The 24,431-nt window shown below is 43.3% G+C and carries 12 protein-coding genes; 7 read left to right on the top strand and 5 right to left on the bottom strand.

The window, feature by feature from the left end; all coding sequences use genetic code 11:
• Positions 1–48 precede the first annotated feature (48 nt).
• Together ACYZ0U_RS06800 and trxA are read left to right on the top strand one after the other, a co-directional pair.
• The gene (locus ACYZ0U_RS06800) at positions 49–1,827 is read left to right on the top strand and encodes an ATP-binding protein (protein ID WP_461451169.1); all 1,779 of its coding nucleotides are present in this window, start codon (positions 49–51) and stop codon (positions 1,825–1,827) included.
• A gap of 52 nt (positions 1,828–1,879) precedes the next feature.
• Positions 1,880–2,176, top strand: coding sequence for a thioredoxin (gene trxA, locus ACYZ0U_RS06795; RefSeq protein ID WP_461451167.1), 297 nt, complete (start codon positions 1,880–1,882; stop codon positions 2,174–2,176).
• A 114-nt stretch (positions 2,177–2,290) separates the two neighbouring features.
• Here the strand turns inward: trxA and ACYZ0U_RS06790 are convergent, their stop codons facing one another.
• Both ACYZ0U_RS06790 and ACYZ0U_RS06785 read right to left on the bottom strand, forming a co-directional pair.
• Positions 2,291–4,126 carry an ABC transporter ATP-binding protein gene (locus ACYZ0U_RS06790; RefSeq protein WP_461451165.1) on the bottom strand — a complete coding sequence of 612 codons (1,836 nt, stop codon included), beginning with the start codon at positions 4,124–4,126 and terminating at the stop codon, positions 2,291–2,293.
• Positions 4,127–4,399: 273 nt separating this feature from the next.
• Positions 4,400–6,640, bottom strand: a complete 2,241-nt coding sequence (locus tag ACYZ0U_RS06785; RefSeq protein ID WP_461451163.1) for a sodium-translocating pyrophosphatase — start codon at positions 6,638–6,640, stop codon at positions 4,400–4,402.
• A gap of 213 nt (positions 6,641–6,853) precedes the next feature.
• Between ACYZ0U_RS06785 and ACYZ0U_RS06780 the strand changes: the two genes are divergently transcribed.
• The 3 genes from ACYZ0U_RS06780 to ACYZ0U_RS06770 are packed head-to-tail and all read left to right on the top strand — an operon-like array spanning position 6,854 to position 10,574.
• Positions 6,854–8,350 carry an APC family permease gene (locus ACYZ0U_RS06780; protein WP_461451161.1) on the top strand — a complete coding sequence of 499 codons (1,497 nt, stop codon included), beginning with the start codon at positions 6,854–6,856 and terminating at the stop codon, positions 8,348–8,350.
• Entirely contained in the window at positions 8,322–9,731 is a 1,410-nt protein-coding gene (gene dacB / locus ACYZ0U_RS06775) for a D-alanyl-D-alanine carboxypeptidase/D-alanyl-D-alanine endopeptidase (protein WP_461451159.1), read from the top strand. Before ACYZ0U_RS06780 ends, dacB begins: the two co-directional genes overlap by 29 nt.
• A 33-nt stretch (positions 9,732–9,764) precedes the next feature.
• Positions 9,765–10,574, top strand: coding sequence for a patatin-like phospholipase family protein (locus ACYZ0U_RS06770; RefSeq protein WP_461451157.1), 810 nt, complete (start codon positions 9,765–9,767; stop codon positions 10,572–10,574).
• A 268-nt stretch (positions 10,575–10,842) separates the two neighbouring features.
• Here ACYZ0U_RS06770 and ACYZ0U_RS06765 read toward each other — a convergent pair whose 3' ends face one another.
• From ACYZ0U_RS06765 to dnaE, 3 genes are all read right to left on the bottom strand, one after another.
• Positions 10,843–11,763, bottom strand: coding sequence for a helix-turn-helix domain-containing protein (locus ACYZ0U_RS06765; RefSeq protein ID WP_461451155.1), 921 nt, complete (start codon positions 11,761–11,763; stop codon positions 10,843–10,845).
• Between the two features lie 12 nt (positions 11,764–11,775).
• Complete coding sequence (locus ACYZ0U_RS06760; RefSeq protein WP_461451154.1) at positions 11,776–12,741, bottom strand: NAD(P)H-binding protein; 966 nt, start codon at positions 12,739–12,741, stop codon at positions 11,776–11,778.
• Between the two features lie 382 nt (positions 12,742–13,123).
• Positions 13,124–16,714, bottom strand: coding sequence for a DNA polymerase III subunit alpha (dnaE, locus tag ACYZ0U_RS06755; protein WP_461451152.1), 3,591 nt, complete (start codon positions 16,712–16,714; stop codon positions 13,124–13,126).
• A 229-nt stretch (positions 16,715–16,943) separates the two neighbouring features.
• On the opposite strand from dnaE, the gene ACYZ0U_RS06750 reads away from it, so the two are divergent.
• Both ACYZ0U_RS06750 and tamL read left to right on the top strand, forming a co-directional pair.
• Positions 16,944–22,100: a translocation/assembly module TamB domain-containing protein gene (locus ACYZ0U_RS06750; RefSeq protein WP_461451150.1), complete on the top strand. Its 5,157-nt coding sequence runs from the start codon at positions 16,944–16,946 to the stop codon at positions 22,098–22,100.
• Between the two features lie 3 nt (positions 22,101–22,103).
• Positions 22,104–24,383, top strand: a complete 2,280-nt coding sequence (gene tamL, locus ACYZ0U_RS06745; RefSeq protein ID WP_461451148.1) for a translocation and assembly module lipoprotein TamL — start codon at positions 22,104–22,106, stop codon at positions 24,381–24,383.
• Positions 24,384–24,431: the final 48 nt, after the last annotated feature.

Here is a 24,431-nt window from a genome sequence, read left to right as displayed (position 1 = left end):
GCCTATAATTACTTTGATTAGGCATACAGTAATATTTTTATAGTGTTAATGAACAGAATAAAGCATATCGTCGGATACGATGATCCTGATCTTACGTTAGAGAATAAGTTATTTAATGCGGTTGCCCTGCTCCTGGTTGCTTATATGCTTTTGTCGTTTGTTATAAACCTTGTATTGGGTTTTAACATTTTTTTAGAGGCCGTTATCATAGCGGTTGGGGTACTATCCTGGGTTGCCTACTATCGGAGCAGGTATATTGCCTACGAGCAAAAAACAGTTATTATTTACGTTATATCAGGCCAGTTATTATTTATAATGGGTTGGTTTTTTAATGGGGGTGTTGAAGGCTCTACGCCACAGGAGGGTATTTTCCTCATCTCATTAATTATTATATTATTAGATCGAAAATACCACTACCTTTTCATTGGTATTACGATAGCTATATTTCTTGGCTGCTTTTTTGCTGAAAAGAATTACCCGCAATTAATTTTGCTGCCCCAAAATACAGCCCAAAAAGAGACAGATATAATGACCTCTGCCGTCATCGATATCCTGATCATCGGGCTTTTATTAAGCGTATTGAAAAAGAGCCATGAGAATGATAAGCGATTGATGATAGATCAGCGGGAAGAGCTTCAGGCTTCGCAAATACAACTATCAGCTGCTAAAGATGAGGCTGAAGCGGCAACACTCGCCAAATCAAACTTTTTAGCGAATATGAGCCATGAGATCCGTACTCCATTGAACGGGATCATTGGTACCGCGCAACTATTATCTCATTCGGATTTGTTACCCGGCCAGCAAGAGCTGTTGCAAACGCTGAATACAAGCAGCAGCCTGCTTTTAAACATCATCAGCGACATACTTGATATATCAAAAATTGAGGCCGACAGGTTAGTAATAGCTCCAACAGCAGTTGACATACGCGAATGTGTAAAAACTGTTATTGATATATGCAGGCCTGGTTTGGCTAATAAAGATTTAGTAATAGAATATGCTATTGATCAAAGAATGGCCGATTATTTAAGTATTGATGAAAGCCGTTTACAGCAAATTTTAGTTAACCTGATTGGTAACGCTATTAAATTTACCGACAAAGGATCGGTAGAGCTAAAGGTATTGGTTACGCGCAACCGCATGGATATGCAGGAGATCACTTTCCATATCAGTGATACAGGGATAGGTATTAGCCAGGAATCAATTACACAATTATTTAAACCTTTTACCCAGGTAAATACTACTGCTTTAAGAAAATACGGCGGTACAGGTTTGGGCTTATCCATCTGTAAGAAATTGGTTGAGATGATGGGTGGAAGGCTTTGGGTAGAAAGCAAGGAATCTGAAGGGTCGGTATTTAGTTTCAGTTTACCGCTGCAAATTGTTGATGGTTCTGCAAAAAGCAACAATTACCCTGATAAAAACACGGTTTTTATTAAAAAGCCGCTTAATATTTTATTAGTTGAGGATAACAAAATGAACCAGTTGGTAGCTGGCCGTATTTTTGAAAAAATAGGTTATAAAATAGATTTTGCCGATAACGGCCAAATAGCGCTGGACATGGCCGAGGCTAAAACTTACGACCTGATATTTATGGATATCCAAATGCCGGTTATGGATGGCCTGCAAGCCACACGGCAACTTATTAATAAATTGAATGGTAATACCCCGCCAATTATTGCCATGACAGCCAATGTTTTAAGTGAGAACGAAACCGAATGCCGTGATGCCGGGATGAAGGATTTCTTAAGCAAACCATTTACAATTGACAGGCTGGAATCTATCATTCAAAAATGGGGATCAACACCCTCCGAAATGATAAATAATTAGTAACACCAAAACGGTTTTCACTTGTTGAAATTTTAATTAAAAAGACAAAACGATGGCAAATTTTAAAGAATTGATAACATCAGATAAACCAGTCTTAGTTGATTTTTCGGCTGAATGGTGCGGACCATGTAAAATGATGCCACCTATTTTGAAGCAATTAAAAGACACCATGGGTGATAAGGTTACCATCGTAAAAATAGACGTGGATAAAAACCCATCCGCGGCAAGTGAATATAAGGTACAGGGTGTTCCTACATTGATCGTGTTTAAAAACGGGCAAACCAAATGGCGCCAAAGCGGCGTGGTACAGGCTAAGCAGTTACAGCAGGTTATCGAGCAGTTTGTTTAGTTTGGCTGGTGTATTAGTTCATTGGGGGTACAGCACAAAAATGCATCTATGAAAGTAGAAAAACTACTATCGCTTGCAAAGACCAATGAACATATAAACAAGTGAGCCAATGAACTACCGATACCCCATAGCTTGCAGATCAAACAATTCTGCATAACGTCCGCCTTTTATGAGCAATTCTTCATGGCTGCCTATTTCAATCAATTCGCCTTTGTCTAAAACCAATATCCTGTCGGCCATACGTACAGTACTAAACCGGTGGGAGATCAACACGGCTGATTTTCCTTTGGTTAACTCCGCGAAACGTTCAAATACGTTGTATTCGGCACGGGCATCCAGAGCCGAGGTTGGCTCATCTAATATTAGTAGTTGCGCATCGCGCATGTAGGCACGGGCCAGGGCTACTTTCTGCCATTCGCCGCCAGATAGTTCAACCCCATTGGCAAATCGCTTACCTAATTGCTGGTCATATTCGCCCGGTAATTTAGCTGCAAGTAAGTCGGCAAGACTTTGTTTGGCTGAAGAAACGATCAGCGGGCGGTTTTCTTTTTCGCTGATATTACCCACCGCGATATTCTGCGCAAAACTCATCTGGTACCGCAAATAATCCTGGAAGATGATGCCCACATTCAGGCGAAGATCAGCCAGGTCATAATCTTTGAGGTCGATCCCATCTAACAAGATCCGACCTTCTGATGGATCATATAAACGGGCTAATAATTTTACTAAAGTCGTTTTGCCTGCACCGTTCTCACCTACCAAAGCCAATTTTTCTCCGGGATGTAAAGTGAATGATAAATGCCGGTTAGCCCAGCGCTCCGAGTTCACATATTTAAAGCCAACATCCTCAAAAGTGAAGCCTTGCTGAATAACTTTAGGGAAAGGTTTTGGATTAGCCGGCAGTTTTATTTTAGGCTGAATATCGAAAAACTCAAAAAAGTCGCTTAAATAAATAGCTCCCTGCGATACCGCGGTGAAACGGGTTAAAATGCCTTCTAACAAACTTCTTAGCTGGCGGAATGATCCTGCAAGGAAAGCCAACTCACCAATACTAACCATGCCTTCAACAGCTTTTACGATGATAAACACATAAGCGGCATAATATCCAATACTACCCAGCATGGCAAAGAATGTACCCCAAAGGGAACGGTTGATAGTTAGGCGCTTATTATCAATGTAAAACTTATCCGATAGCAGTTTAAACCTTTCGATAATAAATCCTGAGAGGTCGAATATCTTTACCTCTTTAGCCGTTTCATCACTGGCACCAAGGTAACGAATGTAATCCAACTCACGGCGTTCAGGCGTTTGCCCTCTTGTCAACGCATAGCTTTGATCATTGAAATGTGATTCACCTAAAAAAGCCGGTATAATGGCGATCAACAGTAACACGATCAGCCAGGGATTAAACGCCATTAATCCAACGGCTAAAAACCCCATAGTGATCAGGTCCTGCACCTGGCTCATTACCTGCGAAAGTAAAATAGTACGGCCGATAGTTTGCTGCCTTGCACGTTCCAGTTTATCATAAAAAACAGCATCCTCGAACTGGTCGAGGTCAAGAGTCGCAGCATGAGCCATCAGCTTTACAGAAGTATGATTGCTGAACAAATCTCCCAGTAAGCTATCAAACAAAGTAATAGCTCGCGATAAAGCATCAGAAAATATAGCAAGCGCAAATTCAGCAGCAACCAGTTCCCATAAATAGCGTGTATCAGTACCATGCCTGTGGGCGATAGCGATAACCTGGTCGATAATGAGTTTGCCCACATATAGCAAGCCTAAAGGCACCGCAGATTTTACAATGCGCAGTACAGAGTTCACCACTGTCATCCACGGACTGGTTTGCCATACCAATTTAAAAAAAGCGGGCAGGTTCCTGAGCGCTTCAAGGCGCTCCTTAAAAGTTAAGGGTTCGGGTTTGGTGTTTTTGGGGGGACGGGTATTCAATATTTTTCTTTCTGTTTGATTTTTTTTAAGCACGTCATTGCGAGGAACGAAGCAATCTCTACATAAGCAGGTCAGCTTTGCAAGTTTCTCTGTATAGTATAGAGATTGCTTCGTTCCTCGCAATGACAGTAAAGATGTATATATGTAAAATTACTCAAAATCAGGATATCAATCCACCTATACAGATTTTTGTGAGTCACCAATGACACGCAACAAAAAAGGGGATGCATTAAGCATCCCCCTTCGCGATTGTATATAGGTTGAAAATAGCCTTTATACTTTGCTCTTAACTATAGGTTTAGCAGGCATCACCATCGACTGGATGTGAATTTCCTTTTGCAGACGCGGACTATGATTTAAGTCCTTATGCAAATGCGGTGCGATTACCAATGATACGATAGACATCAATTTGATCAGGATATTCATTGATGGGCCTGAAGTATCTTTAAACGGATCGCCAACAGTATCGCCGGTTACGGATGCCTTATGTGGTTCTGATTTTTTGTAATACATCTCACCATTGATCTCTACACCTTTTTCAAATGATTTTTTAGCGTTATCCCATGCACCACCAGCATTGCTCTGAAAAATACCCATCAATACACCAGATACCGTTACACCTGCCAATAATCCTCCCAAAACTTCAGGGCCGAAAATGAAACCTACGATGATCGGTGTTATTAAGGCAATCAAGCCTGGTGCAACCATTTCACGGATAGATGCTTTAGTTGATATGGCAACGCACTTTTCGTACTCAGGCTTGGCTTTATATTCCATAATGCCAGGTATCTCGCGAAACTGGCGACGGACTTCTTCTACCATTGCCATAGCTGCACGGCCCACCGCCGAGATACATAATGCCGAAAAGATAAATGGTATCATCCCACCAACAAATAAACCGGCCAACACATCAGCTTTGTAAATATCAATATCCTCTATACCTGCAACACCTACAAATGCCGCGAATAAAGCCAGTGAGGTTAACGCTGCCGAAGCAATAGCGAAACCCTTACCCGTTGCAGCAGTTGTGTTACCTACAGCATCTAAATTATCTGTGCGGTGGCGCACTTCTTCCGGCAGCATACTCATTTCTGCAATACCGCCGGCGTTATCTGCTATAGGCCCGAAAGCGTCAATGGCTAATTGCATAGCTGTTGTAGACATCATACCTGCAGCAGCAATTGCCACACCATATAAACCCGCAAAGTGATAAGATCCATAAATACCTGCTGCCAATACTAAAATTGGCAATACGGTTGATTCCATACCTACTGCCAAACCTGCAATAATGTTAGTCGCATGCCCGGTTGATGACTGACGGATGATCCCTAATACAGGGCGTTTACCCATCGCGGTGTAATACTCGGTAATCATGGACATTAAAGTACCAACTACCAAACCAACCATTATTGAATAGGTAACACCTGTTTTGGTAAATTCTAATGATCCTTCTTTTAAAGCACCACCCGGAAGCTCATCCCTTAGCATGTGAAAAGTATCATTCGGCAGCATCCAGTTCACCAAAAATATGGTAGCGATAGCTGTTAATATGATGGATGCCCAGTTGCCTATATTCAATGCTTTTTGTACGCTGTCGGTTTCATTTTTAATTCTTACGAAGGCAGCTCCTACTATGGAGAAGATCAAACCTAAACCGGCAATCACCATTGGCAATAAAACCGGGGCTATTCCTCCAAAATTATCATGCGATACAATCTCTCTTCCCAAAACCATAGTTGCCAGCATGGTGGCTACATATGATCCGAAAAGATCGGCACCCATACCTGCTACGTCGCCTACGTTATCACCAACGTTATCAGCAATTGTTGCCGGGTTACGCACGTCATCTTCGGGGATGCCTGCCTCAACTTTACCAACTAAATCAGCGCCAACGTCAGCTGCTTTGGTGTAGATACCACCACCAACACGGGCAAATAAAGCGATTGATTCAGCACCTAAAGAAAATCCGGCTAAAACATCAAGCGCCCTTGCCATATCTTCGCCGTTAACATTACCATGCAAATTGGTTACATAATGGGTATAGAAAACGATGAATAACGAACCTAAGCCTATAATTGCCAAACCGGCAACACCCAAACCCATAACTGTGCCTCCGGTAAACGACACCTTTAAAGCTTGCGCTAAACTAGTACGCGCTGCCTGCGTGGTACGAACGTTAGCTTTAGTTGCGATGCGCATACCCAAAAATCCGGCGAAAGCCGAAAGGAATGCCCCTATTATAAATGATACAGCAATGATCGGGCTGGACGTATGAACAGTGGTACCGGAGTATGCAAGCAATATGCCTGCTATTATTACAAAATAGCTTAGTATTTTCCATTCCGCACGTAAAAACGCCATGGCGCCATCGGCAATATACCCTGCCAGGGTTGTCATATCGCCATCGCCTGCATCCTGTTTAGTAACCCATGCTGATTTTACAGCCATCACAAGAATCCCGATGAGCCCAAAAACGGGTATCAGGTAAATTAAATTGGTGTACAAAAAGTCCATGTTAGAAATTTAGTTTATTAATTGGTTAGTACTGGTGTATATATTGGACTGCAAATTAGCAATTTAATTTATTTACAAAAGGATTACATAATTGTTTTTGTGTTGATTTTAAGTGTTTTATGGACAGTTAATACTTCCTGCTGTTTTTGTGACAAGCCATATTTTAATTTAAATACTTATTCCTATCTTAACCCACAAAACGACCCTCATTATATGACTGAAAAATCTACCCAGCCCAAACTGAAACATTCCTTAGGCTTGCTTGATGGAACCATGATCGTAGCGGGATCAATGATCGGCTCGGGTATCTTTATTGTAAGCGCGGACATTATCCGAAATGTAGGTTCAGCCGGCTGGCTGATAGCCGTTTGGCTTATCACCGGGTTTATGACCTTAACCGCTGCCTTAAGCTACGGCGAACTAAGTGGCATGTACCCAAAAGCAGGCGGACAATATGTTTACCTGAAAGAAGCCTACAACAAAATGATAGCGTTTTTATATGGCTGGAGTTTTTTCGCGGTAATACAAACCGGGACGATCGCGGCAGTGGGTGTCGCTTTTTCTAAATTTACAGCGGTAGCGCTTGGGTTTTCATCTTACACGGCTAAACTTATTCCATATTGCAGCGAGGACAACATTGTTTATCCTTTTCATTATGTACCCAATCCTACAGATACATCCTATCATTTCACCGTTACATCTGCCCAAATCGTATCTATTATCCTGATCGTACTTTTAACTTTTATTAATACCAGGGGCGTTAAAAGCGGGAAGATCATTCAAAATACATTTACAATAACCAAGCTGTTGAGCCTGTTCGGATTGATCGTCTTCGGCTTTATTATGTTGAAAGGTGATGTATGGCACGCTAACTGGACCAACGCCTGGCATCTGCAAAAACTAAATGTTAACGGAACATTTTCCCAGTACACGTTGGATGCAGCTTTAGGAGCTATCGCAATTGCTATGATTGGTTCTATATTTAGCAGCGATTCCTGGAATAATGTAACATTCATAGCCGGCGAAATGCGGAACCCTAAGCGGGATATAGGCCTAAGCTTATTCCTGGGGACACTTATTGTTACGGTGATATACATTTCAGCCAATTTAGTATACACTTCCGTTTTGCCTTTGCATGATATAGCTACAGCCCCTAAAGATCGTGTAGGTATTGCTGCATCGCAGGCTATATTTGGTAATGCGGGTACTTATATCATCGCGTTAATGATCATGATCTCAACCTTTGGTTGTAATAACGGATTAATATTAGCCGGGGCCAGGGTATATTATACCATGGCTAAGGATGGCGTCTTTTTCAAAAAGACAGGCGAATTAAATAAATTTTCTGTTCCCGGATTTGGCTTATGGCTTCAATGCCTAATAGCTTCACTATTATGCTTAAGTGGTAAATATGGCGACTTATTGGATATGATATCTTTTGTAGTAGTGATATTTTATGTGCTGACAATTATTGGCATTTATATTTTGAGAGCAAAGTATCCTAATGCCGACAGGCCTTATAAGGCTTTTGGGTACCCGGTTTTGCCGGCCATTTATATTGTGATGGGTATTGCTTTTTGCATTCTATTGCTAATTTATAAGCGTACTTATACGGAGTGTGGTTTAGCGATCGTTTTGATAGGCATACCCATTTATTATATATCGCAATGGTTATCAAAAAATGAAGATAAAACGATTACTAACGCTTAGCTTTTTATTTGTGGCGGGATATGCGCCCACCCAAAGCCTGCAACAAAAACTGCAAGCAGCCATGAACAAGCTGCAGGCGGATAGCCAATGCCGCTATGCATCTATTTCGTTAACCGTGTTGGATGTAAATAGCGGTCAGGAAGTGTTCTCAGTTAACCCCAGCATGGGTTTGGCAACGGCATCTACCCTAAAAACCATTACTACCATTACGGCTTTTAATGTGCTGGGTAAAGATTTCAGATACCAAACCAAATTCGGCTACAGCGGTTCTATCAGCAATGGCACACTCAACGGCGACCTCATCATCAAAGGTTCCGGCGACCCAACCCTGGGCAGTTGGCGTTATGAAGGCAGCAAGGAAGAACATATTTTAAGTTTGATGGTTGATGCCGTCCGCAAAGCGGGGATTAAAAAAGTTAACGGAAGAGTTATTGGCGACGACTCGATCTTCGGTTCACAATCCATTCCTGATGGCTGGATCTATGAAGATATCGGCAACTACTACGGCGCTGGTACATCCGGCCTTTGCTGGCGCGAGAACCAATATGAGGTAAAACTGCATACCGGGGAGATCGGCACACCGATTACGGTATCCCGAACTATGCCTGCCATGCCATACCTCACCTTTAAAAGTGAATTGCTCAATGCGCCGGCACATACCGGCGATGCATCCTACGCCTATCCGCCGATAAACAGCAACATGGTTTACCTGCGCGGCACTTATGCCGAAGATCAAACCAAAAAAAGTATCGCCCTTGCCCTCCCCGACCCTGCTTACGATGCAGCATTCCGCTTATTAGATACTTTGAAAGAGTTAGGAATTACCGTGACAGGATTAGCGGAATCAACCACAACGCTTGCTGCAAAAAAGAATACAATACCTGTTGCCACCCAAAATATCCTGGCCATATCATCGCCCGAACTCAGCAAGATCATTTACTGGACCAATCAGAAAAGCATCAACCTGTATGCCGAACAATTGCTCAAAACTATCGCCTGGAAAATGGGTAAGCAACCATCTACCGCTAACGGCGTTAAAGCCTTGCAGGATTTCTGGCAGCAAAAAGGCATCGATCCAAACTCATTAAACGTATTTGATGGCTCGGGCCTGTCCCCTGCCGACCGGGTCACTACAACAACTTTAGCTACCATTCTGCTGTCGGCGACTAAAGAACCATGGTATCATGATTTCTACGAGAGTTTACCCATTTACAATGATATGCACATGAAAAGCGGCAGCATTATTAACGTATTGAACTATGCCGGTTATCAAACACATGACGGCAGGCAACTCTGCTTCTCTATCATGGTGAATAATTATAATGGATCCGGTAAGGAGATCAAGGCGAAGATCTTTAGGGTTTTGGATGAACTGAAATAATAACAAATACCCCATCCAAACGTATAATTATCTATGAATACAGACACCAGGGCAGTCAAGTCGAAAAAGATAGGGTTAGCGCTCTCTGGCGGTGGTGTGCGCGGCGTTTCTCATTTAGGTGTGATACAGGCGCTTATGGATCATGGACTCACATTCTCGCATATCTCAGGTACCAGCGCGGGTGCTGTTGGTGCAGCATTTTTTGCTGAAGGTTATGCTCCAAAGGAGATCCTACAGATCATTAAGGACGCCAGGCTACTGAAGTTGCTCCGCCCGGCTTTGGGTAGCACAGGATTGGTTTCGATATTGAATGTCAGGACCATTTTTCAGAAATATATCCCGCATAATTCATTTGATAAACTAAAAACCAAGGTAACCATTGCTTCGGTTGACCTTGGCGAAAGCAAGCTGGTTTACTTTACTGAGGGTGAGCTGGATATTGCGGTTTTAGCCTCATGCTGCCTGCCGGGACTGTTCAGGCCGATCATCATTGATGACCATATGTATGTAGATGGCGGCATCCTCAACAACTTCCCGGTTGACCCGCTGGTGGGTAACTGCGACCTGATCATAGGCTCATCATGTAACCACTTGCCCATAGTTACCGAGATCAAATCATTCGGCGGGATGATTGACCGGGCGGCTATGATCGCTATAAATTCCAGCCTGAATGCCCATAAGATCCTGTGTGACGTGGTTATCGAACCACACGGCCTCGGCTCTTTCGGAATATTTGATACGGATGCGGCTGATGAGATTTACGCTATCGGTTATAACGAGGGCCTGAAAACCATCGCCGGAAATGAAACACTTAAGAATTTCCTGGCATCCGGCAAAGCCTGAACTGTTTCATAATACAGGTGAAACACCCTGGTACATGTGGTACACTTTTGACCGGATTTATGCCCCCAAAAACGATCAAAAACAGTGTTTTTAACTTCATTTTCAGGTGAAATTAGCATCATTTTGAGCCAAAAATCCTTGAAATCATACCAAAATACTCCTAAAATCGACCCTAAAAGTTTAAAAAATAGCGGTTTTTACCTGATTTAACCTTGTTTTGTATGGAAAGTGAAACAGCTTAACAAAGAAAAATCGGTATCGTAGTGAATCAATTAAACGAAGCCCTAAACTGCAAAGGCGACAAATTCGTTTTACGCTTAAACAGCTTGCTAAACGACTGCGAATGCTCAAACCCTAACTCGTAGGCAATTTCACTTACGGATAATCCGGTAGTGGATAATTTCTCTTTTGCCTTGTCGATCAACTTACTGTGGATGTGCTGTTGCGCATTTTGCCCGGTTAGCACCTTTAACATACTGCCTAAATAATTGGCCGACACGTTCAATTTATCGGCAATGTAGCTCACCGACGGTAGGCCCTTATTGATCAGGTCTTCGTTGTTAAAATAATCCGACAGTAATTCCTCCACCTGGTTCAACATGTTATGGCTACTGATCTTCCTGGTCAGAAACTGGCGGTGGTAAAACCTCCCGGCGTAGGTAAGCAACACTTCCAGCTGGGCTATGATCAGGTCCTGACTGAATTTGTCGGTATTAGACAGCAGCTCATGCTGAATGTTTTCAACCACCTGGTTCAATGTCGCCTCTTCACGGTCAGAAAGGAACAAGGCCTCGTTAACCGAATAATCAAAATATTCGTACTTTTTAATAGTTTTTGCCAAAGGTGTGTTCCATAAAAAATCGGGGTGCACTACCAACATCCAACCTGATTGATCCAGCACCTTGCCTTTCTCCAACGCTATCTTATATACCTGGCCCGGTGCTAAAAACGACATTGTACCCTCATCAAAATCAAACGGCTGCTGGCCATATTGCATTTTGGCAGTAAAATTTCTTTTTAACGCGATGATGTAAAAATCGGTCACCACGCTGATCGGTTCATCATAAGGCAGATTTTTGATGGGTTTAACGTGAATCACCGTCATCAGCGGATGCATTGGAGCCGGAAGAAAGGCCAGCCTGCAATATTCCGATATGGATTTAAACCGGTATGGTTGTTTATTTGCCATGGTACAATGTACTTACTTTTGGTTATAAAAAGCAGCAAATTCCTGCGCAAAATCTTTCATTTTTGTTTTACCCATCACTTTCGGCCTGTGCTTGTAATAATCCTCGTTTACCAAACCGTTATGCATACCCGCCTGCATATCAACCACACCTTTGGCCCGCGATTCCGGCATGCCGAACATCTTTAAACCGCTCATCATATCCTTGTCGCTCATTAACGCCCATTTTAAATAAGGCTTACCGATAGCAGTGCCGATGATCTTCGCTATCTCGTTACAGGTCAGCTCCTCGCTGGCAATGTAACGGAATTTACGTTCTGTAAAAGGCGACGTAAGTTCTTCGGCAACTACAGTGGCAATATCCTTTGGCGATACCCAGGGCATTTTATCATCGGCCCCATAATTTGCCGCGATAACGCCCCATTTGCCGGTAACTAAACTCCGGAATCCTGAAAAGCGCAAGGTTAAAAAAGCGCCGAGAAATCCTTTTCCACTTATTGGGGCCTTAAAATCTTTTAAGTTGGTATAAAAACCAACCGGACGCATGTGCTTGATAATCACATCAGATGGCAATTCCCTGAAAATAGTTTCCGCTAAATGATGGAAAGCCAGCAGCCCATTGCCCTTATCGGTATGCGCGCCAATACTGCTTAAATGTACCACCTGCTTTACACCCGAAGCTTTGATAGCGTCGCAATAATTGCCTATCTGCCTGCGGGTGGATTCCATAATATCCAGCTTGGGATCGAAATAATCGAAAGGCGGCAGCATGCAATACACGGCATCCGCGCCCGTGAAGGTGGCTGTTAAAAATTGCACGTCCTCTATACTGCCAATCGCTGCCGTAGCGCCTGATTTTTCAATCGATTTTTGTTTATCCTGTTTGCTGCTGATCACCACAACCGAATGCCCTTTTTGGACCAATTCCTCGGTTAGTGGTTTGCTGATGTTGCCTAATGAACCTGTTACTACAATCTTCATGTTTATGTTTTTGATGCAACAAAGGTGGGTAACAATCAATGGGCCGGTGTAGCCAAATTCATTATTGATGTAGCCGAAATAAGGTTTGTGGGAAAGTGCAGATTACTTGCGCTTGTTTACAACGAGTGCTTAAAATGGGTTAGAGATTGCATCGCGATACGCATTGTAAATGCTAAACAGCATTAAGCACTCATTGTAAACAAGCGCAAGTGAGGCAGCATTTAGGCTGAATAATACGATTAAGCGAGTGCTTAGAAAGCAGCAATTTATAAAACAATCATTTCGACTGGCGGGAGAAATCTTCTTAGAGATGAAAACTCGCTATGCGTATTTTAGAAGATTCTTCACTCCGTTCAGAATGACAAGAGAGAATAATAACTACCTAACCCAACACCGGCTGCACATTTGTAATACTGAATATTTCCGCGATCAGGTCATCACTTGGGTTAACCTTTAGTGATTTGGAGATCGCTTCCAGCGCGATGCTGTCTTCCCTGTCTTTAACTACAAACTTGAGATTACAATTCTTAACCGGGTATTTCTCATTATTTACATCAATGGCTTGCTGAATGTTGCTTAACAGGCTGTTGGTAAGCAATTGCAGATCGACACAAACAGTAAGCGATTTGGTCAATTTATCACGCATTTCGGACAGCGGGCTCATGGTTTGTATGCGCATGTCCCAGTTATCTTTTTGGCGGAATTTCTCTTCGATGATACCTTTGATATGCAGGAAATAGCCATCAACCAGCAAATACCTGAATTTCATATAATCCTCGCCAAACAGCGCAAACTCGTATGATTCCTTATAATCTTCCAAAACAAACGTACCGAAAGGCTTGCCTGTTTTGGTCATTTTATGCTGAACGTTTGAAACCAGTCCACCAACACGGATGTCGCCACGCTTGCGTAGCTCGTTGAATGCGGTCATGATCTCTTCGCCGCCTTCACCGCTGCGGGCTTTCTGCATGTTCTTCAGGTCGCTGATGTTGGTATTGCAATAGCGCTCCATCTCCAGCTTAAAATTGTCCAGCGGGTGCCCGGTCAGGTAAATACCGATCACATCTTTTTCATATTTCAGCTTCTCTATCAGCGGCCATTCATCAGCTTCGGGCATAGCTGGTTCGGGAATATAGGATGCTACCGTCCCGCCAAAAAGCGACGACTGGTTACTGGTTTGTGTATTCTGGTAATCGTTGGCATATTTAATTAAACGCTCAACGCCGGTTAAAATGCCGTTCTCTGTTTTGGCGAAGAATTGCGCACGGTTAAGGCCCATGCCGTCGAATGCGCCACCATAGATCAGGTTTTCGTAGGATTTTCGGTTTACGCTCCGTGTGTTGGAGCGCTGCGCGAAGTCATAAACCGATTTATAAGGCCCGCGCTCATTACGCTCCTCAATAATCGCTTCAACTGCTTTATCGCCCACACCTTTTACACCCGTTAATCCAAAACGGATCTCGCCTTTGGAGTTCACAGCGAATGCCAGGTCGGATTCATTAATATCAGGGCCCAAAACATGAACGCCCATGCGGCGGCACTCATCCATAAAGAAAGTAATTTTCTCCATGTTATTCTGGTTGTTCAATACCGCAGCCATGTATTCTCCGGGGTAATGCGCTTTCAGGTAGGCTGTTTGATAAGCCACGAAAGCATAACAGGTAGAGTGCGACTTATTGAACGCGTACTGCGCGAACGCCTTCCAGTCGTTCCAGATCTTGGTCAGTTTATCTTTGGGGTGGCCTTTAGCGGTGGCGCCGGTCATAAACTGTGCCTCCATCTTATTCAGTACCTCAATTTGTTTTTTACCCATCGCCTTACGCAAAACGTCGGCATCGCCTTTACTAAAGCCGGCCAATTTTTGCGATAAAAGCATCACCTGTTCCTGGTAAACGGTAATCCCGTAGGTTTCGCCCAGGTATTCCTCCATGTCAGGTAAATCGAAGGCGATAGGCTCGTACCCGTGCTTACGCTTAATAAACAGCGGAATGTACTCGATCGGGCCCGGGCGGTAAAGCGCGTTCATGGCGATCAAATCCTCGAATTTATCAGGCTTCAGATCACGCAGGTACATTTGCATCCCGTCACTTTCAAACTGGAACGTACCGTTGGTATCGCCACGTTGATATAGTTCGAATGTTTTGGTATCATCGAGCGGGATATAATCTATATCAATAGAAACCCCATGGTTTTGCTTGATCAACCGCAGCGCGTCTTTGATGATGGTCAGGGTCTTCAAGCCTAAAAAGTCCATCTTGATAACGCCTGCATCTTCAATCACACGGCCATCATACTGGGTAACCAGCAAGTCGGAATCTTTTGCTACCGCGACGGGTACAATGTCGGTCAAATCATACGGTGCTATGATGATACCCGCGGCATGCACACCCGTGTTACGGATGGAGCCTTCCAGTTTTCCCGCTTCGCGCAAAACAGTCGCGCGCAGGTCGTTTCCTTTTAATATCGCTTGTAATTCAGGCACCTGGTCTATCGCGCCCTGCAGCGTAATGCCCAGGGTATCAGGTACCATTTTCTTCAGTAAGTTCACTTCGGATAATGGCATATCCAGCACACGGCCTACGTCCTGGATACTGGTGCGCGCCGCCATGGAACCATAGGTAATGATCTGCGCCACCTGGTTCTTGCCGTATTTATCAACTACATAATCGATCACTTTTTGCCTGCCCGCATCGTCAAAATCTGTATCAATATCAGGCATCGATTTACGGTCGGGGTTCAAAAATCTCTCGAACAGTAAATTATATTTTAATGGGTCGATATTGGTGATCCCGATACAATAGGCCACCACGGAACCGGCAGCCGAACCCCGGCCCGGACCAATGAACACACCCATATCGCGGCCTGCTTTGATGAAATCGGCAACGATCAAAAAGTACCCGGCAAATCCCATGGTACGGATGGTGAACAGCTCAAAGTTGATGCGTTCTTCAGCCTCCGGCGATATATCAACATAACGATCCCTGGCACCTAAAAAGGTCAGGTGCTTCAGGTATTCCCACTGGTTCAGCGTATCCGCGTCGGGGGTCATATCGCTGTGGATCTTAAATTCAGGCGGGATAACGAAGTTGGGCAATAAAATATCGCGCTTCAACTTCAGCACATCCACCTTATCTACAATCTCATTGGTATTATCTAATGATTCAGGCAGGTCATGGAACAGCTTGCCCATTTCGTCCTGCGTTTTAAAGTAAAACTGGTCATTCGGGAAACCGAAGCGGTAGCCTTTACCACCTTCTTCATCAGTCGCTATCGGCGTACTTTGCATATCGCCGGTATTCACGCACAGCAAAATATCGTGCGCGTTCGAGTCCTGCTGATCCACGTAGTGTGAATCATTGGAGCAGATCACCTTTACATTATATTTCTTAGCATATTTCAACAGCACATTATTTACCGTATGCTGCTCAGGGATATCGTGGCGCTGTAATTCTATATAAAAATCCTCGCCAAAAAGATCAAGCCACCATTTAAATTCAGTTTCGGCTTCTTCTTCGCTTTTGGTCAAAATAGCTTGCGGAACCGACGCGCCAATACAGCAGGTGGTGGCGATAATACCTTTATGATGTTTCAGTATCAGTTCTTTATCAATACGCGGCCATTTACTGTACAATCCCTCCATATAACCTGCCGAGCATAGCTTTACCAGGTTTTTGTAGCCCTCGGCATTTTTAGCCAGCATTAACTGGTGGCGGCGTACGTCTTTTTTCTCTTTGGTGAATTGCTTTTTATGCCGATCTTCAACCACATAAAACTCGCAGCCTACAATAGGCTTTACGTTATGCTTGCCTGCCTCCGCCACAAATTTAAATACCCCGAACATGTTACCGTGGTCGGTAATGGCCAGGGCTTTCATGCCGTCGGCAGCAGCTTTTTTATAAAGCTTGCTGATGTCGGCAGCACCGTCAAGTAACGAAAACTGGGTATGTACGTGTAAGTGCGAAAAATCGGGCATGGCTTAACTTAATAAATTTTGTGGCGAAATACAAAGTTATCAAAAAACAAATGCTCACCCCCTGGTGTTGATAATTCAATTGTCAGCTGTATCCCATAGTTTGCCCTGCTTGTTTTTAGCATAAACACAGGAGATTTTATTAACAATACCGCCTGTAATGTGTATTTAGCACACTATTTGTATCATTATAATGCAACAACAATCTTCACCTTTGAAAAACGTATAAAATTTGAAACGAATTGGACTTATAGCTTTAAAAACTATTTTATGGTTAATTGCAGGCGTACTATTCCTTGTGCTGCTTGTAGTTATTTTAATACAGGTACCCGCCGTACAAAACTTCGCGAAAAATAAAGCGGTAACTTTCTTACAGAATAAAATTCATACCAAAGTTCGTATCGATCACATCAGCATTGGCCTGCCGAAATCAATCGTTTTACAAGGGGTTTATTTTGAAGACCAGAAACGCGATACTTTAATAGCCGGTGACAAACTGGAAGTAGATGTAAGCATGCTGAAACTGCTGCACCACAAGTTAGAGATCAATGAAATTAACCTGGATGGCATAACAGCCAAAGTAAGCCGCGGTCCGGACAGCGTTTTCAACTTTGATTACATCATGCGGGCATTTTCCAGCCCTACTAAGGTTGCTCCCAAACCGACAGATACTGCCTCGGCAATGACCATTTCGGTTGAAACGGTTATTTTGAATAAGATCAACATCGCCTATAAGGATGCTATTAGCGGATACAATGTGAAGTTTTTATTGGGGCATTTTGATACCAAGATCACCACGTTTGATCTGGATAAAATGAAATTCACCATCCCGAAGGTTAACCTGTCGGGTTTTAACGCGAAGATCATTCAAACGGATGTTCCGCCGACAGCAACAACAAAATCGGTAACGCCAATAACGGCTACTCACCCGCAAGGTATATTTCTTAATATTGGCACAGTCAATATCTCCAAGATCAACGTGGATTACGGTTCGCCAACCATGACCGCCAAAGTAAATTTAGGTCAGTTAGCTGTGGATATGAAAAAGATAGACCTGAATAACCAGGTGATCGGCATCAAATCCATCGACCTGGATGATACCAAAGCCATCTTGACCTTTGCCCAGCCGCAAAGCGTTAAAAAAACTGTGGTCACCACTATTAAAAAACTGGATACCCTTGCCAAACCGGCAGCCAGTACCAAAGGCTGGGCCGCTACGCTGGATAGGATCACTTTCAGCAACGACGATATAAAATACGATAACAATGCCGCCAAAGCCCTGCCTAAAGGTTTGGATTTTTCGCATATGGATATTCACAACCTCAACGCGGATATTGAAAGTTTGAATTACAACCCTGATACCATATCGGGCAAGGTAAATTCATTTACCTTCTCCGAAAAAAGTGGATTACAGCTGAATAAATTCCATACCGCGTTTTTTTATGGGCCAAAGAATGCTTATTTGAACGACCTGTATGTGGAAACACCGCAAACAGTTATTCAAAAACAATTGCAGGTTAGTTACCCTTCTATCGCTTCGCTTAGTACCAATTTGGGCGCGTTAAGCGTAAATGCTGATCTGGATGGCAGCCGTTTGGGTTTGAAGGATGTTTTGATATTGATGCCAACCATGAGCACATCAATTGGCAAGGTATCGCCTAACGAAGTTTTCAAGATCAACGGGCGGATATTCGGTAAGGTAGATGACCTGCATATTCCAAGCCTGGAAATTACCGGCCTTCGCAATACCCACATTAAGGCATCCGCCAACATGCGTGGCCTGCCTAATGTGAACAAGGCTTATTTTGACCTGACCATTAACGACTTCAGCACCAGTCGTGGTGATATCAATACTATTGCGGCTAAGGGTATGATACCGGCTTCTGTCAGCATTCCCCAAAACATCAATCTGAAAGGCACATTTAAAGGCGGTATCAGCAACTTCAACACAAAAATGAATTTGCGTAGCAGCGATGGCGCAGTTGACCTGACTGCTTCCATGAAAAACGGCAGCAATAAAAATAATGCGACCTATGCTGCCAACATTCGCGCGAGCAATTTAAATGTCGGCGAGTTAACCAAGCAGCCGCAAATGGTGGGTACGGTTACTTTGTCGGCTAACATTTCTGGTACCGGACTTAATCCTAAAACGGCCAGCTTGAAGTTTAACGGTGAAGTAGCTAACGCGAATGTAAAAGGCTACAACTATCACAACCTGAAACTGAGGGGTACTGCCCAAAACGGTAGCTATGTAGCTAAAGTGAATATGGCTGATCCAAACATCCACTTCAGCCTGGATGCAAAGGCCAACATGAACAAAAAATATCCGTCGGTTTACGCTACGCTGAATGTGGATAGCATTGATATGCAAAAGCTGCATTTCTCAAATACAGTTATGCGTTTCCATGGCAAGATTGTGGCTAAAGTGCCGACTGCTGATCCTAATTACCTGAACGCTGACATTGAAGCGACAGACCTGCTGATCGTAAACGGTACACAACGTATAAAGCTGGATACTGTAAGCTTGCTTTCAACTGCCAATGCGGATAGCAGCACTTTGAAACTAAAAACGCCATTGCTAACGGCGCATATGGCAGGCAAATACAAACTGCCTGAGATCGGTATAGCTATGCAGGACCTGATCAACAAATATTACAACACCAGTTTGGCGAGCGGCAAACATGTGGTTAAATACTCGCCGGAGAACTTTGAGTTTGATATGCATGTTACCAAAACCCCGTTGATGACCCAGTTCGTTCCAAGCTTAACGCAATTAAGCCCGGTTGTGATCAAGGGAAACTTTGATAGCCAGGCTGGCACATTAGTAGTAAATGGATCGATGCCTAAAGTGGTTTATGGGACAAACACCGTTAACAATTTAAAATTGAACATTAACACCGCTAACAACGCGCTTAACTATTCCATTAATGTTGATAATGTAAAGGCCGGATCATCAATTAATTTGCTGTATACCAGCATCAGCGGCAGCGCGCAAAACAACAAGCTTAATTTAAGCCTACAGGTTAAAGACGCTACTAAAAAAGACCGTTATAAGATCGCGGGTGTATTCAGCGCATTGCAGAATGAATACCAATTCAGTTTCTTAACAGATGGCTTGTTGTTAAACTACACGCCATGGACCGTTGCCAGCGACAACGCATTAGAATTTGGCAACAAGGGTATTTTGGCTAAGGATTTTGTGATAAGCAATACCGGGCAATCATTAGGAATTACCAGCAACCCGCAAACTTTTAATGCGCCTGTTACGGTAGACTTCAAAAACTTCCAGATCGAAACTTTGACACGCCTTGCACAGCAGGACTCGCTACAGATTGGCGGTGTGCTGAACGGCGATGTGCATGTAAGCAATTTCCAAAAATCGCCGGTATTTACAGCGGCTTTAAATGTAGGCGACTTTAGCTTTAAAGGTGATACCGTAGGAAACATCGCCCTAAAGGTAAATAACCAAACTGCCAATGCTTTTGCAGCTAATGTAGCCATTAGCGGTAAAGGTAATAATGTTACGCTGAGCGGCTTGTATTATACCCAGCCGGATAGCCGGTTTGACCTAAATCTGAATATTGCTTCGCTCAATATGAAGAGCATCGAAGGCTTTAGCTTTGGCGCTATTCGTAACGCCAGTGGTAATATTACCGGTAACATGAAAATAAGCGGCACTACCACGGCGCCGGCTGTACGTGGCGATATCAACTTTAATAAAGTTGGCTTTAATGTATCGATGCTTAATTCCTACTTCAGCATGCCGAATGAAAGTATCACTTTCAACAACGACGGTATTCGCTTTAATGATTTTACGCTGATCGACTCAACAGGTAACAAGGCCGTAGTTACAGGTAATATATACACAACAGACTACACCAGCTTTAAATTTGGGATGAAGATACACATGGATAATTTCCGGGTGATCAACTCAACCCAGGCAGATAATAAACTGTACTATGGCAAGCTTTACATGAACGCCGATGCGAGTATTACCGGTAATTCGGATAAACCAATAGTGGATGCAACGTTAACCGTGAATGATAAAACCGACCTGACCATTGTGCTACCGGCAGATGACCCGGGCGTTGAGGACAGGCAGGGCGTGGTTGAAGTCATTAATGAGAACGCGCCCAAACTGGATTCTATTTTATTGGCGAAGAAACTGGATTCATTGAAACAATCAAACCTGAAAGGCCTTGATGTAAGCGCTAATGTTAACATCAACAAAAACGCCAGGTTTACCGTAGTCGTCGACCCAAGCAACGGTGATGTGGTACACATACAAGGTGAGGCTCATTTGAATGGAGGTATCGACCCAAGCGGAAAAACTAATTTAACAGGTATTTATACCGTTGAATCAGGCTCATATAACCTGGCTTACGCTACGGTTAAACGTACCTTCCTGTTCCAGAAAGGCAGCACCATAACCTGGACCGGCGACCCAACCAGCGCTAACATCAATTTGACAGCAGTATACGTGGCTAATGTGCCTCCTATCGACCTGGTGCAACAGCAATTAGGCGGCGATAACACTTCGGCAAATGCTACGCAATACAAGCAAAAACTACCATTTAATGTAGAGCTGATCCTCAAAAATCAATTGCTAAAACCAGATATCTCTTTTGATATTATTTTGCCTGATAGCAGCTATACCGTATCGCCGGTGGTTGTTCAAACCATTAATGACCGTTTAGCGCAGGTTAGGCAGGATCCGAACGAGATTAACAAACAGGTATTGGGTGTGCTGGTGCTGGGCCACTTTATTGGCGATAACCCGCTGCAAAGCGAGGGCGGCAGTACCGGCATTAACGGCGCTATCCGTAACAGTGTGAGCAGTTTATTGTCGGATCAATTGAATAAACTTGCAGGTAACTTAATTGGCGGTGTGCAGCTAAGCTTTAACCTGACTTCGGGCGCGGATTATTCAACGGGTGTTGAGCAAAACCGGACCGATCTGAATGTCGGCCTGTCCAAACAATTCCTTAATGACCGTGTAACAGTAACGGTAGGTAATAATTTTAACCTGGAAGGCCAAAATCAACCCGGACAAAAAACTACTGACATAGCTGGTAACTTATCATTAAATTATAAACTGACCGAAGACGGCCGGTACATGGTGAGGGTTTACCGTAAGGATGAGTTTATTGTAATTGAAGGACAAGTGGTTGAAACAGGTGTTGGCTTCTCCATAACTTATGAGTACAATAAGTTTAAGGAACTGTTCGCTAAAAAATCAAAGGCTGATAAGGAACGCGAGAAGAAATATAAGCAAGATCAGAAAGAGAAAAAGAAGGAACAAAAAGAAGCTGATGAGAAACATGATGAGGCGGTAACTGAAGCGCAACCAGCCGACCAGCCGTCACAAACCAAACAAACATCAAACTAAGCTATGGCCAAAATTAAATACATATTTATTATCCTTATCGCGGCTTTCATCAGCGCTTGCAGTACCACCAAGTATTTGGATCCCGGTCAAAAATTATACACCGGCGGCGAGGTGAAGATAGTTGATACCGGTATTAGTAAAAGCGATGCCAAGGCCCTTAAAGGTGAATTAGAGGGTTTACTCAGGCCAAAGCCTAACGGCAATATTTTAGGCTTGCGCTATAAACTTTACATCTACGAAAAAACAAAAACCAAAAAAGTTAAGGGTTTAAGGCATTACATTAATACCCATTTAGGCGAACCACCGGTTTTATTTAGTAGTGTAGACCTGGTTCATAACAGTACCATATTACAAAGCAGGCTGCAAAACGAAAGTTATTTCCTGGCACAGGTTTCAGGTGATACAGTGAGTAAAAACCGTACGGCAAAAGCTGTTTATACCGTACAGCCTGGCCCTTCTTATCACTATCGTAAAATTATTTTTCCTAACGAAAAAGACGATTTAGATACCGCGGTTACCGGTACTTCAAAACAAACTTTGCTAAGGGTTGGAGCCAAATATAACCTGGATATTATTAAAGATGAACGCATCAGGATCGATGCGCAATTAAAACAGGAAGGTTATTATTATTTCGCGCCCGAAGACCTGATCATGAAGTACGACAGTACCATTGTCGGCCACCAGGTAGATCTGTTTGTAAAGGTTAAAGAAACTACGCCAGATGAGGCGAGATGGATTTATAAGATCAGGAACATTTATGTTTACCCGCACTACAGCCTGGGGGATACTTCAAAAAAGAAAGATTCTACTGTCAAATATCGCTGGTATAATGTTGTTGGCGGGCAAAAAACAGTTAGGCCTTTTGTATTTAAGAACACCGTGTTGTTGCATCCGGGCGACATTTATAACCGCACGGAACATACCAACTCCTTAAACCGTTTTATTGAATTGGGCCCGTTTACTTATGTACAAAACAGGTTTGATGATGTTACACCCGATTCGCCGTTCCTGGATGTTTACTACTACTTAACCCAGGCTAAGCGTAAATCATTAACCGCGGAGATCATCGCCCGCCAAACATCGGCCAATTACGATGGTACCCAGCTTGATCTGACTTTCCGAAATAAAAACACATTTAAGGGCGCTGAATTATTGACAGTAACCTTTTTCACCAGTACCGATAAGCAATTCGGCAGCTACCAGCACGGCTTTGATGTTTACCAGTTTGGTGTAACACCATCCCTGTCGTGGCCAAGGTTTATCAGTCCGTTTAATTTTACAACCAATAATGCCTTTATCCCTAAAACAATTCTTACTACGGGTTACACGCTGATAGACCGTTCACAATTGTATAATTTAAACTCGTTTAATGCATCATGGGGTTACCAATGGAAACCTAGCCTTTTTAAACAAAACACATTAGACCTTTTAGACTTTTCATATGTAGATGCAGGTAATGTTACCCCTTTATATTTGGATAGTATTCGCAAAACCGGCAACCCTGCACTTAAACATGTCATCAATAACCAGCTAACCTTTGGCCCAAGCTATAGTTTTACGTATGATAATACCAGCGATACCTACCGTACCAATAACTTTTACTACATGGGTAAGTTAAGCTCATCAGCTGTTTTGCTGGGTTTGATAGAAGGTGCGGATACGCTGAAAGGTAACGTTAGAAAAATTGGCGGAACACCGTATGATCAATATTTTAAACTGGAGAACGAGATCAGGTTTTTCCATAAACTCGGGCCAAATAGTAAACTGGCTACGCGGTTGCTGGTTGATGTTGGCTTACCTTATGGCAACTCAACTATTTTGCCTTATACTCAACAGTTTTTTATCGGCGGGCCAAATAGCTTACGCGGTTTCCAGGCGCGCACCTTGGGGCCTGGTTCTTATGATTATCGGAATGCCTCCGGCTACAACGGTACAGAGTTTTTACCCGATGAATCGGGCGACATTAAACTGGAGGGGAATGTGGAATACCGCTCTAAACTGTTTAGTATTGTTGAAGGCGCTTTATTTGTAGATGCAGGTAACATTTGGCTGTTGCACCCTGAAACCGGTTTGCCGGGCGCTGCCTTTGGTAAAAACTTTTTAAGCCAAATGGCCGTAGATGGCGGATTCGGTTTGCGTTTCAACTTGTCGGTATTGATATTACGTACCGATCTGGGCTTTGCTTTTATCAATCCGTCACTGCCTTCGGGTCAGCGGGATGTAATCAAAAACCTGAGTTTTGGCAACTCGGTATTTAACCTTGCTATAGGATATCCTTTCTAATCTGATTAATGCGTTGTGAGTATAGTTTATATTCACAACGCATTGATT

The sequence above is a fragment of the Mucilaginibacter sp. genome, assembly GCF_965225845.1.
Lineage (GTDB): Bacteria > Bacteroidota > Bacteroidia > Sphingobacteriales > Sphingobacteriaceae > Mucilaginibacter.
This window is presented reverse-complemented; position numbering and strand designations above follow the sequence as displayed.